Raw genomic sequence first — 14191 nt, 5'->3', positions numbered from 1 at the left:
ATGTTCACTGGTCGGGGGCCTTTCCCGTGTGTCCCCGCGCTGCGAGGTGCTTCTCGAAGGGCAGCGGGCCGATCGTCTCCGGGTCGGCCTCCGTGTCGAACAGCGCCGTGTAGCCGGTGGCGAGATACAGGCCGCGGGCCTCGGGCTGGCGCGGCCCGGTGGTGAGGTAGACGCGCCGGTAGCCGCGGGTGCCCGCCTCGCGCTCCAGCTCGGCTACGACACGGCGGGCGAGGCCGCGTCGGCGGTGGGCGGAGTGGGTCCAGATCCGCTTCAGTTCGGCCGTGTCGGCGTCGTAGCGGCGGAAGGCGCCGCCCGCCACCGGCTCGCCGTGCTCCAGCAGCAGCAGGAGCAGGCCGCCGTGCGCTTCGGTGAACTCCTCGTCGGGGTAGCGGGAGATCTCGGCGTGCGCGTCCTTGCCGTAGCGCGTGGAGTACTCGTGGCCCAGTTCGCTCAGCAGGGGTCTGACACGTGGGTCGGCGACGGGGACGTGAATGACCGTCAACTCGGGCGCGGAGGTCATCCGTTCACCGCCGCGAGCGTCTGCGTCCCGCGTGCGGCCCGCTCGGCGTCGCGCTTGGCGACCTCCTCGCGGACGATCGGGATCACGTACCGGCCGAAGTCGACGGCGTCGTCCAGCAGGTCGTAGCCGCGCGCGGAGAGGATGTCGACGCCGAGGTCGTAGTAGTCGAGGAGCGCCTGGGCGACCGTCTCCGGGGTGCCGACCAGGGCGTTGGAGTTGCCCGCGCCACCGGTTGCGGCGGCGGTCGGGGTCCACAGGGCGCGGTCGTAGCGCTCGCCGGCCTCGGCGATGGCGATGAGCCGCTGCGAGCCGGTGTTCTGGGGCTGCACGTGCCCGTTGTGGCGCTTGGTGATCGCCTCGCCCCGCTCCCTGCGCGCCTTGATCGCGCCGACCGTGCGGTGGGCCTTCTCCCAGGCCAGCTCCTCCGTCGGGGCGATGATCGGGCGGAAGGCGACCTGGATGCGAGGGACGTCGGTGCGGCCCGCGGCCTTCGCGGCGGCCTTCACGTTCTCGATCTGCTCGGCGGTCTTCGCGAGCGGCTCGCCCCACAGGCAGCAGATGTCGGCCTCGGCGCCTCCGGCGGCGTACGCGGCGGGCGAGGATCCGCCGAACGACACGCCGGGGCGGGGCTGTTGGACGGGGAAGACGTCGCTGACGAAGTCGTGGAAGCGGTAGTGCTCGCCCTCGTGGTCGAAGGGCTCGTGGGTGGTCCAGATCTTCTTGACGATGCGGATGTACTCGAGGGTGCGGGCGTAGCGCTCGTCCTTGGTGAGGGTGTCGCCCTCGCGGCCCTGCTCGTGGTCGTTGCCGCCGGTGATGAAGTGCACCGTCAGCCGGCCTTCGCTGATCTGGTCGAGGGTGGCGAAGGTCTTGGCGGCGAAGGTGGGGTAGGAGACGTTGGGCCGGTGGGCGAGCAGGATCTGGAGGTGGTCCAGCCTGCTCGCGATGTACGCGGCGGCCGGTGCGGGGTCCGGCGATCCGGAGCCGTAGGCGAACAGCACCCGGTCCCAGCCGTGGTCCTCGTGCGCCCGGGCGAGCCGGAGCGTGTAGTCCTTGTTGAAGGCGGCGCCGGAACGCGGCGTGGTTTCGGAGCCGTCGCTGGTGGCGGCGATGCCGAGGAACTCCACGGGCATGGAGGTGACCTTTCGGGCAGTGCGGCGCGTGGGCGGGCATGACTCAACCGCCCTGCGCACAGGCAGGAATGACGGTCCATCAGATGCGTGATGACGCCAGGCGTCGGAAGACGGTGCTTACGGCAGCGCACGAAGGGAGGACTCGGCCCGCGACGGGGTCACCGAGGGAGGGAAGGGCCGGTCAGAGGGCCCGCTGCCGAGTCAGGCGCAACACGCGGCGGAGCACACTCGACAGAAGTCGATGTGATCGCGCGTGACCAAGCGCTGCTGGGCATTCATGGGACCAATTGAGCAGGACATCACGCGTCCCGTCAAGCAGCGCCCGGATCCCGGACCGGCTCGAACAGGACCGCGCAGCGCGCTGTTGACACGTGGCTGCCATGGGCACATACGATCGACGGCGGACCGGCTCCGCGTTGTGCGGCTGCCTCTCCGGCCGCGTTGAGGGACGCGGCGAGCGTGACGACGCCGAACCCCGGCCGCACCGAGTGCCACTGGGGTCACCCACGCCTGCGTTCCCTCCCCCGGAGAGCCTCCCCATGGTCACGTCGCCCGACCTCACGTCCAGCCGTGCAACGAAGAGTCCCCCCGTACGCGCCACCGACCCACCGCGGATCGTGCCGCGCCGGCACGCCGGACGGTGGCTGACCGGCGCCGTCGCCCTGCTGGTCTTCGCGATGGTGCTCAACTCGGTGATCCGCAACGACGCCTTCCAGTGGGGCGTGGTGGGCCGGTACTTCACCACCTCCGCCGTGCTCGACGGACTGCTGCTGTCGCTGTGGCTGACCGCCGTGGTGATGGTGCTCGGCTTTCTGCTCGGCACCCTGCTCGCGGTCATGCGGCTGTCCGCCAACCCGGTGCTGCGCACGCTGAGTTGGGGCTATGTGTGGATCTTCCGGTCCACTCCGCTGCTGGTGCAGCTGCTGTTCTGGTTCAACATCGGCGCCCTGTATCCGACGCTCGGCCTCGGCATCCCCTTCGGCCCGCAGTTCCTCACCGTCAAGACGGTCAACCTGCTCGGTCCGACCCTCACCGCCGTCATCGGCCTGACCCTGCACGAGTCCGCCTACGCCGCCGAGGTGGTGCGCGGCGGCATCCTCTCCGTGGACTCCGGGCAGACCGAGGCGGCCCAGGCACTGGGCCTGAGCAGACGCCGCACCCTGCGCCGGATCGTGGTCCCCCAGGCGATGCGCTCCATCGTGCCGACGGCCGGGAACATGCTGATCGGCACCCTCAAGGGCACCAGCATCGTCAGCGTGCTGGCCGTGCACGACCTGCTGTACTCGGTGCAGCTGATCTACAACCAGACCTACCAGATCATCCCGCTGCTGATGGTCGCCACCCTGTGGTACATCGCGGTCACCACGGTGCTGAGCGCCGGCCAGTTCTACGTCGAGCGGTACTACGCGCGCGGCAACTCCCGTGCCCTGCCGCCCACTCCGCTCCAGCGGCTGCGCGGCCACCTCACCGCCGTACGCCTCCGGCTGAGCGCGGCGACGGCGTCCGACGCCCGCCCGGCGATCGGCGGTGACCGGTGAGCGGCACCCCTGGCACGGCCGTCCTGGTCGTCGTCGGCGCGGGTCCGCGTGCCACGGGTCTCCTGGAGCGCATCGCCGCCAATGCTCCCGAACTGTGGGACGGGGCAAGGGAGTTGCGGATCCACCTGATCGACCCGCACCCGCCCGGCCCGGGACGGATCTGGCGCCAGGAGCAGTCGGCGCTGCTGCGGATGAACTCGATGGCCGAGGACGTCACCATGTTCACCGACGAGTCGTCGACCATCGAGGGACCGGTACGGCCGGGACCCTCGCTCGCCGAGTGGTCCGCGCAGTTCTCCGGCACGGGCCCGCGCCACGCCCCGTACGCCGAGCCCGCCGACCCGGACGTGCTCGCCGAGCTGCGCTCGCTGGCCGGGAGCGACTTCCCCACCCGGCGTGCCCAGAGCGCCTATCTGGACTGGGTGTTCCGCAGGGCGCTGGCCGAGCTGCCGCCCACCGTCACGGTCGAGTGGCACCGCGCCACCGCGACCGCGCTCACCGGTCCGCCGGACGGCCCGCAACAGGTGCACCTCGCCGACCGCGCCACCCCGCTCACCGCGGACCTGGTGGTGCTCGCCCAGGGGCACCTCGGCTCCACCCCCGCCGCCGAGCACCTTGAGCACGCCGCCTTCGCCCGCCGGCACGGCCGCTTCCACCTCCCGCCGGAGTTCTCGGCGGACACCGACCTGGCGGCCCTGCGCCCCGGAGAGCCGGTCGTCCTGCGCGGATTCGGGCTCGCCTTCATCGACCTGATGGCGATGCTCACCGAGGGCCGCGGCGGCGCCTTCCGCACCGAGGCCGACGGCACCCTGACCTACCTCCCGTCCGGCCGCGAGCCCGTCCTGCACGTCGGATCGCGGCGGGGAGTGCCGTACCACTCCAAGACCCGCTATCAACTCCAGGGCCCCCGGCCACCGTTGCCGCGCCACTTCGGGCCCGAGGCGGTCGACGCGCTGCTCGCCGAGGGGCGCGCGCTGGATCTGCGGCGCGATGTGTGGCCGCTGATGGCGAAGGAGATCGGGTTCGGGCACTACCACGAGCTCTTCCACGCCCATCCCGAGCGCACCGCCCTCCCCTGGCCGGACTTCGTGGCCGCGTACGACCGTCTCGACTGGTACGCCGAGGAGATGGCCGGGCTCGTCGCCACGGCCGTACCGGATCCGGCGGACCGTCTGGACTTCGAGGCCCTGGACCATCCGCTGGACGGCCTCGCCTTCCCGACGCCGGAGGCGTTCCAGGATCACCTGCAGGAGCACATCGCCCAGGATGTCGCCCGCCGCGAGGACCCGGAGTTCAGCGCCGACCTGGGGGCTTTCCTCGCCCTGCTCTCCGTCTACGGGCAGCTGCCCCGGCTGGTCGCGGCGGGCCTGCTGACCGCGCGGTCCGTCGCCGAGCAGCTCGACGGCTGGTGGCACGGGTTCTTCAGCTTCCTGGCCTCCGGCCCGCCCGGCTTCCGGCTGCGCCAGCTGCTGGCCCTGTCCCGGGCCGGGATCGTCCGCTTCCTGGGCGCCGGCGTCCGGATCGGCACCGACGAGGACACCGGCACCTTCACCGCGACCGGTCCCACGGTGCCCGGGCACACCGTCCACGCCACCGCCCTGATCGAGGCGTATCTGCCCGGCGCCTCCCTCGACCGCACGGAGGATCCGCTCCTGCGTGACCTGCACCGGGCCGGCGCCCTCACCGAGGAGATCATCGCCGACCCCACCCACACGCACCGCTCCGGTCTGCTCGCCGTCTCCCCCACCGACGGCCACGTCGTCGACCCGTCGCTGGGCGGCGCCCATCCCCGCCGTATCGCCCTCGGCGCCCCGACCAACAGCCGGGCCGTCGCCGCGTTCGCGCGCCCGCGGACCAACGCGCCCGCCTTCCGGCAGAACGACGCGGTGGCGCGTGCACTGCTGCATGCCCTGACCTCGCGCGTCCCAAATAATAAGATGACACTGTCCACTATGTGATCAGCCCCTTGGGGTGGGCGCAACCTTCTGCCACGATCCCCATCAACCAGGTAGGAAAACTAGGAATCTGTGGGGTGGGGTGGCCATGAGAACGCGCGACCACGCAGATCTGTCGCTGCCTCTTCTGACGTCACGCCGCCACATCGACCTCGGCCGTACGTCCAGCGCCATCTGTCGCCTCGTCTGAGCCTCTGCGCGCAAACCCCCCACGCATCCCCCCACACCGCTGCGCTCCCCTGCCGCCCCATCCGGACGGCGGGCGAGTGGTGTGCCGGTGCACACCGACGGGCTCCACGCTCCGTCGCCGCATCTCCCTGATCACCTTCCCTGAGAGGACACCTCCGTGTCTGCCGCAAGACCGCTCACCGCCCTGCGTACCTTCGCCGTCGTAGCGGCGCTCCCCCTGCTGCTGACCGCCTGCGGCTACGGCGCCGAGTCCACCGACGACGGCAAGCAGGCCGAGGTCGCGGCGGACGCCAAGAAGCTGTCCGCCGACGAGGTGAAGATCGGCTACTTCCCCAACCTCACGCACGCCACCGCCCTGGTGGGCGTACAGGAGGGCCTGCTCCAGAAGGAGCTCGGCGGCACCACGATCAAGCCCTCCACCTTCAACGCGGGTCCGTCGGAGATCGAGGCGCTCAACTCGGGCTCCATCGACATCGGCTGGATCGGCCCGTCCCCCTCGATCAACGGCTACACCAAGGCGGCCGGCAAGAACCTGCGCATCATCTCCGGCTCGGCCTCGGGCGGTGTGAAGCTCGTCGTCAACCCGGAGAAGATCAAGTCCGTCAAGGACGTCAAGGGCAAGAAGATCGCCACGCCGCAGCTCGGCAACACCCAGGATGTGGCGCTGCTCAACTGGATCTCCGAGCAGGGCTGGAAGGTCGACGCCGAGAGCGGCAAGGGTGACGTGTCCGTCGTCCGCACCGACAACAAGATCACGCCGGACGCCTACAAGTCCGGCTCGATCGACGGTGCCTGGGTGCCCGAGCCGACCGCCTCCAAGCTGGTCGCCGAGGGCGGCAAGGTGCTGCTCGACGAGGGCGACCTGTGGCCGGACAAGAAGTTCGTGATCACGAACATCATCGTGTCGCAGAGCTTCCTGAAGGATCACCCGGACGTCGTCGAGGCCGTGCTGCGCGGTTCGGTGAAGACCAACGAGTGGATCAACGCCAACCCGGACAAGGCCAAGGCCTCGGCCAACGAGGCGCTGAAGGCGGAGTCTGGCAAGGCCCTGCCCGCCGAGGTCATCGACCCGGCCTGGAAGTCGATCACCTTCCTGGACGACCCGCTGGCCGCCACCCTCGACACCGAGGCGGAGCACGCGGTGAAGGCCGGGCTGCTGGAGGAGCCCGACCTGAAGGGCATCTACGACCTCGCGCCGCTGAACAAGGTCCTCAAGGCCGAGGGCAAGGACGAGGTCGACGACGCCGGTCTCGGCGTCAAGTAACGGATCCACCGCACCCGCCCAGTTCCCAGGAGGTGACGACCATGGCCACCACGACGGCCACGACCACCGAGGTCGCCAAGGACGCCACGGCGGCGCCGTACGCCGCCCGTATCGAGCACGTCTCGAAGTCCTTCGCCGGCCCCGCCGGGCAGCAGCTCGTGCTGGACGACATCACGCTCGATGTCGCACCGGGCGAGTTCGTCACCCTCCTGGGGGCCTCGGGCTGCGGCAAGTCCACCCTGCTCAACCTGGTCGCGGGGCTGGACCTGCCGTCCGCCGGCTCGATCGGCACGGACGGCCGGCCCGCCCTGATGTTCCAGGAGCACGCCCTGTTCCCGTGGCTGACCGCGGGCAAGAACATCGAGCTCGCGCTGAAACTGCGCGGGGTCGCGAAGGCGGAGCGCCGCGAGGAGGCGGAGCGGCTGCTCGAACTCGTCCGGCTGAAGGGCTCGTACGGCAAGCGGGTGCACGAACTGTCGGGCGGTATGCGCCAGCGGGTCGCGCTGGCGCGGGCGCTCGCCCAGGACAGCCAGCTGCTGCTGATGGACGAGCCGTTCGCCGCGCTGGACGCGATCACGCGCGATGTGCTGCACGACGAACTCACCCGTATCTGGCGGGAGACGGGCGTGTCGGTGCTGTTCGTGACGCACAACGTGCGCGAGGCGGTGCGCCTCGCCCAGCGCGTCGTCCTGCTGTCCTCGCGCCCGGGCCGTATCGCCCGGGAATGGACGGTCGGCATACCGCAGCCGCGTCGCATCGAGGACGCCGCGGTCGCCGAACTGTCCGCCGAGATCACCGAAGAACTGCGTGGGGAGATCCGCCGCCATGGCCGGCACTGACAACAGCGTCGACGTCGAGAACGACGTCAAGGTCGCCACCAAGAAGAACGGCGCCGAAGACCTCGCCGGACTGGAGGCCGGGCTCGACGCGCTGGACTCCGTACAGGTCCGCCGTACGTCACTGCGCGAGGCCCTGACCCGCAAGGTGTTGCCGCCCGTCACGGCCGTCGCCCTGGTGCTGGTGGTCTGGCAGCTGCTGGTGTGGGCCGAGGTGGTCCCCGAGTACAAGCTGCCCTCGCCGTCCGACGTGTGGGGCGAGGTGCGCGAGGCCTGGCTCCAGGGCACGCTGCTCGACTACATCTGGACATCCGTCTCACGCGGGCTGCTCGGCTTCCTGCTGGCGCTGGCGATCGGTACCCCGCTGGGCCTGCTGGTGGCGCGCGTGAAGTTCGTGCGGGCGGCGATCGGACCGATCCTGTCCGGTCTCCAGTCCCTGCCTTCGGTGGCCTGGGTGCCGCCCGCCGTGCTGTGGCTGGGCCTGAACAACTCGATGATGTACGCCGTGATCCTGCTCGGCGCGGTCCCGTCCATCGCCAACGGCCTCGTCGCCGGCATCGACCAGATCCCGCCGCTGTTCCTGCGCGCCGGGCGCACCCTGGGCGCGACCGGTCTGAGCGAGGCGCGGCACGTGGTGATGCCGGCGGCGCTTCCCGGCTATCTGGCGGGTCTGAAGCAGGGCTGGGCGTTCTCCTGGCGTTCGCTGATGGCGGCGGAGATCATCGCCTCCTCGCCCGATCTCGGCGTCGGTCTCGGCCAGTTGCTGGAGAACGGCCGCAACAACAGCAGCATGGCCCAGGTCTTCCTGGCCATCTTCCTGATCCTGCTCGTCGGCATCGCCATCGACCTGCTGATCTTCAGCCCGCTGGAGCGGCGGGTGCTGCGCAGCCGGGGTCTGCTGGTCACGCGCTGAGGTACGGGACCACGACCGGCCGAGGGCTGGGCGCCCAGCGGGTCTGCGGTCGGCGGCAGACCCGCTGGGCACAACCGTCGGCACGACAGGATGTGAACCGGGGCCGGCGGGTCACGGCCGCTTCGGCGGCTGGATCCAGCCGAGCGACCGCTCGACGGCCCGCTGCCAGCACTCGTACTCCCAGTCCCGCCGTTCGGGCTCCATGTCGGGCAGCCACTGAGCGGCCCGGTGCCAGTTGCGCCGCAGGACCTGGAGGTCCGGCCAGTAGCCGGCCGCGAGGCCCGCGGCGTAGGCGGCGCCCAGGGACACCGTCTCGGCGACGAGGGGTCGTACGACGGGTACGTCGAGGACATCGGCCAGGATCTGCATCAGCAGATGGTCGGACGTCATGCCGCCGTCGACCTTGAGCTGCTTCAGGGCGAGCGCGGAGTCGGCGTTCATGGCGTCGACGACCTCCCGGGTCTGCCAGCCGGTGGCCTCCAGGACAGCGCGAGCCAGATGGCCCTTCGTGATGTACGAAGTGAGGCCGACGATCACACCGCGGGCGTCGCTGCGCCAGTGCGGTGCGAACAGGCCGGAGAACGCGGGGACGATGTAGCAGCCGCCGTTGTCCTCGACGGTGCGGGCCAGCGTCTCGATCTCGGGGGCGCTGTGGATCAGGCCCAGCCGGTCGCGGAACCACTGGACCAGCGATCCGGTGACGGCGATCGGGCCCTCCAGCGCGTAGACCGTGGGCTGGTCACCGATCTTGTACGCGACCGTCGTCAGCAGCCCGTGCTCGGACCGGACGAGGTCGGTCCCGGTGTTCATCACCAGGAAGCTGCCGGTGCCGTAGGTGCACTTCGCCTCGCCCGGCGAGAAGCAGGTCTGGCCGAACAGAGCCGCCTGCTGGTCGCCGAGGGCCGCCGTGATGCGCACGCCGGGGAGCAGGGCACGTGCCTCGCCGTAGTTCTCCGCCGAGGACCGGATCTCCGGCAGCATCGCGCGTGGCACGCCGAAGAAGTCCATGAGCTCCGCGTCCCAGGTCAGCGTGCGGATGTCCATGAGCATGGTGCGGCTGGCGTTGGTGGCGTCGGTCATGTGCAGGCCGCCGTCGGTGCCTCCGGTGAGGTTCCAGATCAGCCAGCTCTCGATGGTGCCGAACAGCACCTCGCCGCTCTGTGCCCGCTGCTCCAGCCCGTCGACGTTGTCGAACAGCCAGCGGATCCGGGGCGCGGAGAAGTACGTCGACGGGGGCAGGCGGCAGCGGTCGAGGAAGAAGTCGTCCCCGGGGTCCCTCCTGAGCTCGTCGACGAGCGGGGCGGTGCGGGTGTCCTGCCAGACGATCGCCCGGACCAGTGGGACCCCGGTCCGCGGATCCCAGAGCACGGTCGTCTCACGCTGGTTGGCGATCCCGATGGCCGCGATCTGGCTCGCGTCGATCCCGGCATTCGACAGGGCCTCGGGGACGACGCGCTGGAGGTTGCGCCAGATCTCGACGGCGTCGTGCTCCACCCAGCCGGGCCGCGGGAAGAACTGCTGGTGTTCCCGCTGGGCGACCGACACCAGCCGCCCGCCGTGGTCGAACAGGATGCAGCGGGTGGACGTGGTGCCCTGGTCGATGGACATCACATACCGTTCAACCATGATCGGCCCTGCCTTCCGATGTGTCGCGGAGGTGCTGGGGGCCTACCAGCGAGCCGCGCCCAGGTCTCTGGAGATCGCGCGTGCCGCCTCCCGCAACACGGTGATCAGGGCCGCTTGAGGCCGGCCTTTGGTGTCGCAGATCCGCTCGACGGCGCCGGACACTCCGATCGCGCCCACCACGAGTCCGCCCTGCCCCCGGATCGGCGCGGCGATTCCGGCTTCGCCCATGCTCATCTCCTGCACCTCGGCGCCCCACCCGAGTTCCCGTATCTCGCCGAGCGCCCGGTTCAGCTCGCCCGGGTGGACCAGGGTGTGCCGGGTGTACGACTCCGGTTCGTGCTCCAGCAGCGGCTCGACGGGCGTCGCTCCGTAGGCCAGCAGGACCTTGCCGAGCGAGGAGGCGTGCAGGGGCAGCAGGGCGCCGACGTCCAGGGTCTGGAGGGTGTCGTCGGGCCGGAAGACGTGGTGGATGACGAGCACCCTGCCCTCCAGGGGTGTGCCGAGCCGGACGGCCTCCCCGCTGCGGGCGGCCAGGGCGTCGGCCCAGTTGATGGAGCGCGAACGCAGTTCGTTGACGTCGAGGTAGCTGGTGCCCAGGTGCAGCAGGGCGGCCCCGAGCTGGTACTTTCCGGTCGCCGGATCCTGCTCGACGAAGTCCACGTGTTGCAGGGTGCGTAGGATTCCGTGGGCGGTGCCCTTGGCGAGCCCCAGCGATGAGGCCACTTCCCCGAGTCCCAGCCGACGGGATCCACCGGCGAGCAGTCGCAGGATCGCCGCCGCCCGCTCGATGGACTGGACTGGGCCGGCCATGATGCGATGGTAGTCCCGGTTTTTCCGCTTTGGGACCCTCGTTCGGTAATGCCGACCCATGTTCGTTGACCGATGGTATTTCCGTCTTTAACGTTCCTTCGTCGGCGGCCGGTAGGCATGGGCTTCCCCAAGGAGGAGGACGGATGACAACAGCGCAGCTCGACGCCGCGCCTCGCGGGGAGGTCGAACACGTCTTTTCCCTGCCGCACGTCCCGGGGGCCGTCGCCGGCATACGTCGACGGGTACGTACGGTCCTGTCCGAATGGAACCTGACCGCGGAGCGCGCCGGGGACGTCCTGCTCGTGGTCTCGGAGCTGCTCACCAACGCCATCGTCCACGCCCTGCCCCCGGCCACGCTGACGCTCTCGCGGAGCCGGCTGGACGGATGCGGAACCGTACGCGTCGAGGTGACCGACCTCGGACCTTCGGCACCGGCCGGGCCGGCGGATCCCACGGTCGACCCGGACGAGCACGGCCGCGGCCTCGACATCGTCGACGCGCTGGCGGCACAGTGCGGTGTCCATGTGCACTCGGGCGGAACCTGCCACTGGGCGGAACTCCCGCTCGGCCGGGACTGAGACCGCCGCCCTCTGGAAGTCCGGTTCAGGCGAGCACTTGACAATGAAGTCAAGCAGTCGCTTGAGTTCTGTCGTGAAGCCAGAGAAGACGGACCTTCGCCGCGAGGCCGGTCAGCGAACGCGGGACGATCTGCTGGCGGCCGCCCTCGAACTGCTCGCACAGCGCGGACAGGAGGGGGTGACCCTCCGAGAGATCACCCAGAAGGCCAATGCCAACGTCGCCGCGGTGAGCTACCACTTCGGATCACTGAGGGCGCTGTGCGAGGTGGCGATCGAGCACGCGCTGGAGCGCTACCTGGACGCGCAGATCCGGGAGCTCGACGCTCTGGCCGGGAACGCGGCGCTGAGTGAGCTGGCCGAGGCGTTCGCCCGGCCGATGCTGACCGCACTCGCAGCCGGGGGGCGGGATCTGGCCGTGATACGAACCGTGGCGCGGGTCGGAATCGATCCGCCCGAGGGGTGGGAGAGGCTGACCGGGAAGTTCGAGCAGGCCCGACGGCAGGCCGTGCGGGTACTGGCGGCGAACCTTCCGGAGGTCGACGAGCCAGAGCTCGTCTTCCGTGTCCGCTGTGCGGCCGGGATGCTGAACTGGCTCGCCCTGGCACCCATCGGGGCCGAGCTGGCCGCCGAGCCCGCGGAACGGGTGGAGCGGATGCTCATCCCCGTGGTCGCCGGGGCCTTTCGGGGAGTCCGGTAGGCGAGTCCGGTAGGCGCCTGACATCGACGTATGGGCCGCACCTGCCCGACGTCATGATGAAGTCAATCATTTGCTTGACAAGGCGCCCACCCAGGTTCACGATGTCAATCAAGGGTTTGAATGGATTCTCTCAGCGCGAGCAACCCCCGCACGACGCTGCACCACGAAGAGGCAGGCCAACCATGCCCACCATCGGCATCATCCTCGGCAGCACCCGGCCCAACCGCGTCGGAGACCAGGTGGCGCGCTGGGTTCTCGAACACGCCTCGCGCAGGACCGACGCCGGCTTCGAGCTACTCGATCTGCGCGACCACCCCCTCCCCCACCTCGACGAGCCCATGCCGCCCTCCCTCGGCCAGTACCGGAACGAGCACACCCGACGCTGGGCCGAGACCATCGCCGCGTACGACGGATTCGTCATCGTCACCCCCGAGTACAACCACGGCGTCCCCGGTGTTCTGAAGAACGCCCTGGACTACCTCTACGCCGAGTGGAACAACAAGGCCCTCGGCCTGGTCTCCTACGGCGTCGCGGGCGGCGCACGGTCCACCGAACAGCTGCGCCTGGTCGCCGCCGAGCTCCAAATGGCCGACGTACGCCAGCAAGTCACGCTCTCCCTGTTCCACGACTTCAAGGACTTCAGCGTCTTCGAACCCGGCGACCACAGCCTGCACGCTCTGGGCTCCATGCTCGACCAGGTCATCGCCTGGACCTCGGCTCTCGCGCCGCTGCGCACAGCCCCTGCCGTCGTGACCTGACCGACCATCCCCACACGAACGGACTCACCATGGCCGGATCCCCCGCCGATCTGATGCGAGTCAACCTGCTCATGGTGTTCAACGAGCCCGACCCGGACCGCCGAGCCGAGGTCATCGCCGAGAACTACGCCGAAGACGTGGTGTGGCACGAACCGGACCGCATCAACCACGGGCGCACGGAACTCGCGCGCCGCGCCGCGGAGTTGCGCGCCGAGGACCCGGACTGGGTCTTCCGCCCCGCAGGCGCCGCGTCCGGGCTCGACGACGTCGGCCACCTCGGTTTCGAGTACGGCCCGGCCGACGGTCAACCCCCGAGGGTCATGGGCATGGACATCGCCCGCACCAAGGACGGCGCCATCATCGAGCTCTACACAATCGTCACGGAGATCCGTCAGCCGTCCTAGGCGGAACACGTCAGTGGCCAGGGCCGGCGGCAAGCATCCCCTCGGAGAGCGTCCACAGGCGCCGGGCCCCGGCCGGGTCGACGGCGTAGCGGGCCACGCCGAGCAGCGGGGCACCGCGGCGGTCGAGGACCTCGGCGTCGTTGCAGTCCGCGAAGTAGCGGCCGCCGATGCCCTCCAGCAGCGGCGAGGTGGCCACGAGGACGGCGGTGGCGGCGCCTTGCCCGACCGTCTTGATGAGTTCGGCCGGGACGCTGCCACTGCCGCGACCGCCGTCCGTGTGCCGCTGGAGGTTGGTGTAGACGGCGCCGGGCATCACGGCGTTGGCGGTGATGTTGTCGTCGGCCCAGCGGCGGGTGGCCTCCACCGCGAAGAGGACGTTGGCGGTCTTGGACTGGCCGTAGGCGAGCCACGGGTCGTAGGGGCGGAAGGCGAAGTGGATGTCGTCCCACACGATCGGGGACAGCTGGTGTCCGCTGGATCTGACGGCGACGACGCGGGCGGCGCCGTCGGCGGCAAGGGCGGCGTGCAGGCCGGTGGTGAGGGCGAAGTGGCCGAGGTGATTGGTGGCGAACTGCCGCTCCCAGCCCTGTTCGGTGTACTGCTCGGGGCACGCCATGACGCCCGCGTTGTTGACCAGGATGTGCAGCGGGCCTCGCCAGGCGGTGGTGAAGTCGGCGATGGACTCCGGATCGGCCAGGTCGAGGCGGGCCACCCGCAGGTCCCGGTTTCCGGTCGCTTCGGCGATTTCCGTGGCCACGCGCTCGCCCGCGGCGACGTCGCGGACGGCCAGCGTGACGGCCGCTCCGGTTCCGGCCAGGACGCGGGCCGTTTCCGTGCCGAGTCCGGAGGAGGCGCCGGTGACGATCGCACGGCGGCCCGCGAGGTCGATGCCCTGCGCGACGTCGGTGGCGGTGCTGGAGAAGCCGTAGGGGGTGGTGATGGTCGTGGTCATGGGTGAACTCCGTTGTGC

The 14191-nt window shown here is 70.3% G+C and carries 15 protein-coding genes; 10 read left to right on the top strand and 5 right to left on the bottom strand.

Going from position 1 to position 14191, the window contains the following annotated elements; all coding sequences use genetic code 11:
* Nucleotides 1-4 precede the first annotated feature (4 nt).
* Both OG254_RS43635 and OG254_RS43630 read right to left on the bottom strand, forming a co-directional pair.
* Nucleotides 5-520: a GNAT family N-acetyltransferase gene (locus OG254_RS43635; protein ID WP_405593291.1), complete on the bottom strand. Its 516-nt coding sequence runs from the start codon at nucleotides 518-520 to the stop codon at nucleotides 5-7.
* The gene (locus OG254_RS43630; RefSeq protein ID WP_405593290.1) at nucleotides 517-1653 is read right to left on the bottom strand and encodes an LLM class flavin-dependent oxidoreductase; all 1137 of its coding nucleotides are present in this window, start codon (nucleotides 1651-1653) and stop codon (nucleotides 517-519) included. Before OG254_RS43630 ends, OG254_RS43635 begins: the two co-directional genes overlap by 4 nt.
* Nucleotides 1654-2450: 797 nt before the next feature.
* Here OG254_RS43630 and OG254_RS43625 point away from each other — a divergent pair.
* From OG254_RS43625 to OG254_RS43600, 6 genes are all read left to right on the top strand, one after another.
* Nucleotides 2451-3191 (top strand): amino acid ABC transporter permease, encoded by a 741-nt coding sequence (locus OG254_RS43625; RefSeq protein WP_405595549.1) that lies wholly within the window; start codon nucleotides 2451-2453, stop codon nucleotides 3189-3191.
* On the top strand, nucleotides 3188-5149 hold the full coding sequence (locus tag OG254_RS43620; RefSeq protein WP_405593289.1) for an FAD/NAD(P)-binding protein: 1962 nt from the start codon (nucleotides 3188-3190) through the stop codon (nucleotides 5147-5149). Before OG254_RS43625 ends, OG254_RS43620 begins: the two co-directional genes overlap by 4 nt.
* Nucleotides 5150-5234: 85 nt before the next feature.
* Nucleotides 5235-5336: a putative leader peptide gene (locus tag OG254_RS43615; RefSeq protein ID WP_351187250.1), complete on the top strand. Its 102-nt coding sequence runs from the start codon at nucleotides 5235-5237 to the stop codon at nucleotides 5334-5336.
* A gap of 156 nt (nucleotides 5337-5492) precedes the next feature.
* Nucleotides 5493-6599: an ABC transporter substrate-binding protein gene (locus tag OG254_RS43610; RefSeq protein WP_405593288.1), complete on the top strand. Its 1107-nt coding sequence runs from the start codon at nucleotides 5493-5495 to the stop codon at nucleotides 6597-6599.
* Between the two features lie 41 nt (nucleotides 6600-6640).
* Complete coding sequence (locus OG254_RS43605) at nucleotides 6641-7438, top strand: ABC transporter ATP-binding protein (RefSeq protein ID WP_405593287.1); 798 nt, start codon at nucleotides 6641-6643, stop codon at nucleotides 7436-7438.
* Nucleotides 7425-8348 (top strand): ABC transporter permease, encoded by a 924-nt coding sequence (locus tag OG254_RS43600; RefSeq protein WP_405593286.1) that lies wholly within the window; start codon nucleotides 7425-7427, stop codon nucleotides 8346-8348. The genes OG254_RS43605 and OG254_RS43600 overlap by 14 nt, the downstream gene beginning before the upstream one ends.
* A 111-nt stretch (nucleotides 8349-8459) precedes the next feature.
* On the opposite strand, the gene glpK is transcribed toward OG254_RS43600, so the two are convergent.
* A complete protein-coding gene (gene glpK, locus OG254_RS43595; protein ID WP_405593285.1) occupies nucleotides 8460-9974 on the bottom strand; it encodes a glycerol kinase GlpK in 1515 nt (504 codons plus the stop codon).
* A 42-nt stretch (nucleotides 9975-10016) separates the two neighbouring features.
* Nucleotides 10017-10784 (bottom strand): IclR family transcriptional regulator, encoded by a 768-nt coding sequence (locus OG254_RS43590; protein ID WP_351187260.1) that lies wholly within the window; start codon nucleotides 10782-10784, stop codon nucleotides 10017-10019.
* Between the two features lie 143 nt (nucleotides 10785-10927).
* On the opposite strand from OG254_RS43590, the gene OG254_RS43585 reads away from it, so the two are divergent.
* The 4 genes from OG254_RS43585 to OG254_RS43570 all read left to right on the top strand — a co-directional run bounded on the left by OG254_RS43585 (nucleotide 10928) and on the right by OG254_RS43570 (nucleotide 13221).
* On the top strand, nucleotides 10928-11362 hold the full coding sequence (locus OG254_RS43585) for an ATP-binding protein (protein WP_405593284.1): 435 nt from the start codon (nucleotides 10928-10930) through the stop codon (nucleotides 11360-11362).
* A 73-nt stretch (nucleotides 11363-11435) separates the two neighbouring features.
* The gene (locus OG254_RS43580) at nucleotides 11436-12059 is read left to right on the top strand and encodes a TetR family transcriptional regulator (protein ID WP_405593283.1); all 624 of its coding nucleotides are present in this window, start codon (nucleotides 11436-11438) and stop codon (nucleotides 12057-12059) included.
* 182 nt (nucleotides 12060-12241) lie between these two features.
* Entirely contained in the window at nucleotides 12242-12817 is a 576-nt protein-coding gene (locus OG254_RS43575) for an NADPH-dependent FMN reductase (RefSeq protein WP_405593282.1), read from the top strand.
* A gap of 29 nt (nucleotides 12818-12846) precedes the next feature.
* Nucleotides 12847-13221: a nuclear transport factor 2 family protein gene (locus OG254_RS43570; protein WP_405593281.1), complete on the top strand. Its 375-nt coding sequence runs from the start codon at nucleotides 12847-12849 to the stop codon at nucleotides 13219-13221.
* Between the two features lie 10 nt (nucleotides 13222-13231).
* Here the strand turns inward: OG254_RS43570 and OG254_RS43565 are convergent, their stop codons facing one another.
* Nucleotides 13232-14173: an SDR family NAD(P)-dependent oxidoreductase gene (locus tag OG254_RS43565; protein ID WP_405593280.1), complete on the bottom strand. Its 942-nt coding sequence runs from the start codon at nucleotides 14171-14173 to the stop codon at nucleotides 13232-13234.
* Between the last annotated feature and the right edge of the window lie 18 nt (nucleotides 14174-14191).

Origin of the sequence: Streptomyces sp. NBC_01092 (assembly GCF_045039535.1) — a bacterium.
Lineage (GTDB): Bacteria > Actinomycetota > Actinomycetes > Streptomycetales > Streptomycetaceae > Streptomyces.
This window is presented reverse-complemented; position numbering and strand designations above follow the sequence as displayed.

Coding starts and splice junctions, on each gene's coding strand:
- OG254_RS43605 (WP_405593287.1), top strand. CDS start 6,641: ATGGCCACCACGACGGCCACGACCACCGAGGTCGCCAAGGACGCCACG.
- OG254_RS43635 (WP_405593291.1), bottom strand. CDS start 520: ATGACCTCCGCGCCCGAGTTGACGGTCATTCACGTCCCCGTCGCCGAC.
- OG254_RS43625 (WP_405595549.1), top strand. CDS start 2,451: ATGGTGCTCGGCTTTCTGCTCGGCACCCTGCTCGCGGTCATGCGGCTG.
- OG254_RS43585 (WP_405593284.1), top strand. CDS start 10,928: ATGACAACAGCGCAGCTCGACGCCGCGCCTCGCGGGGAGGTCGAACAC.
- OG254_RS43590 (WP_351187260.1), bottom strand. CDS start 10,784: ATGGCCGGCCCAGTCCAGTCCATCGAGCGGGCGGCGGCGATCCTGCGA.
- glpK (WP_405593285.1), bottom strand. CDS start 9,974: ATGGTTGAACGGTATGTGATGTCCATCGACCAGGGCACCACGTCCACC.
- OG254_RS43570 (WP_405593281.1), top strand. CDS start 12,847: ATGGCCGGATCCCCCGCCGATCTGATGCGAGTCAACCTGCTCATGGTG.
- OG254_RS43615 (WP_351187250.1), top strand. CDS start 5,235: ATGAGAACGCGCGACCACGCAGATCTGTCGCTGCCTCTTCTGACGTCA.
- OG254_RS43630 (WP_405593290.1), bottom strand. CDS start 1,653: ATGCCCGTGGAGTTCCTCGGCATCGCCGCCACCAGCGACGGCTCCGAA.
- OG254_RS43565 (WP_405593280.1), bottom strand. CDS start 14,173: ATGACCACGACCATCACCACCCCCTACGGCTTCTCCAGCACCGCCACC.
- OG254_RS43600 (WP_405593286.1), top strand. CDS start 7,425: ATGGCCGGCACTGACAACAGCGTCGACGTCGAGAACGACGTCAAGGTC.
- OG254_RS43575 (WP_405593282.1), top strand. CDS start 12,242: ATGCCCACCATCGGCATCATCCTCGGCAGCACCCGGCCCAACCGCGTC.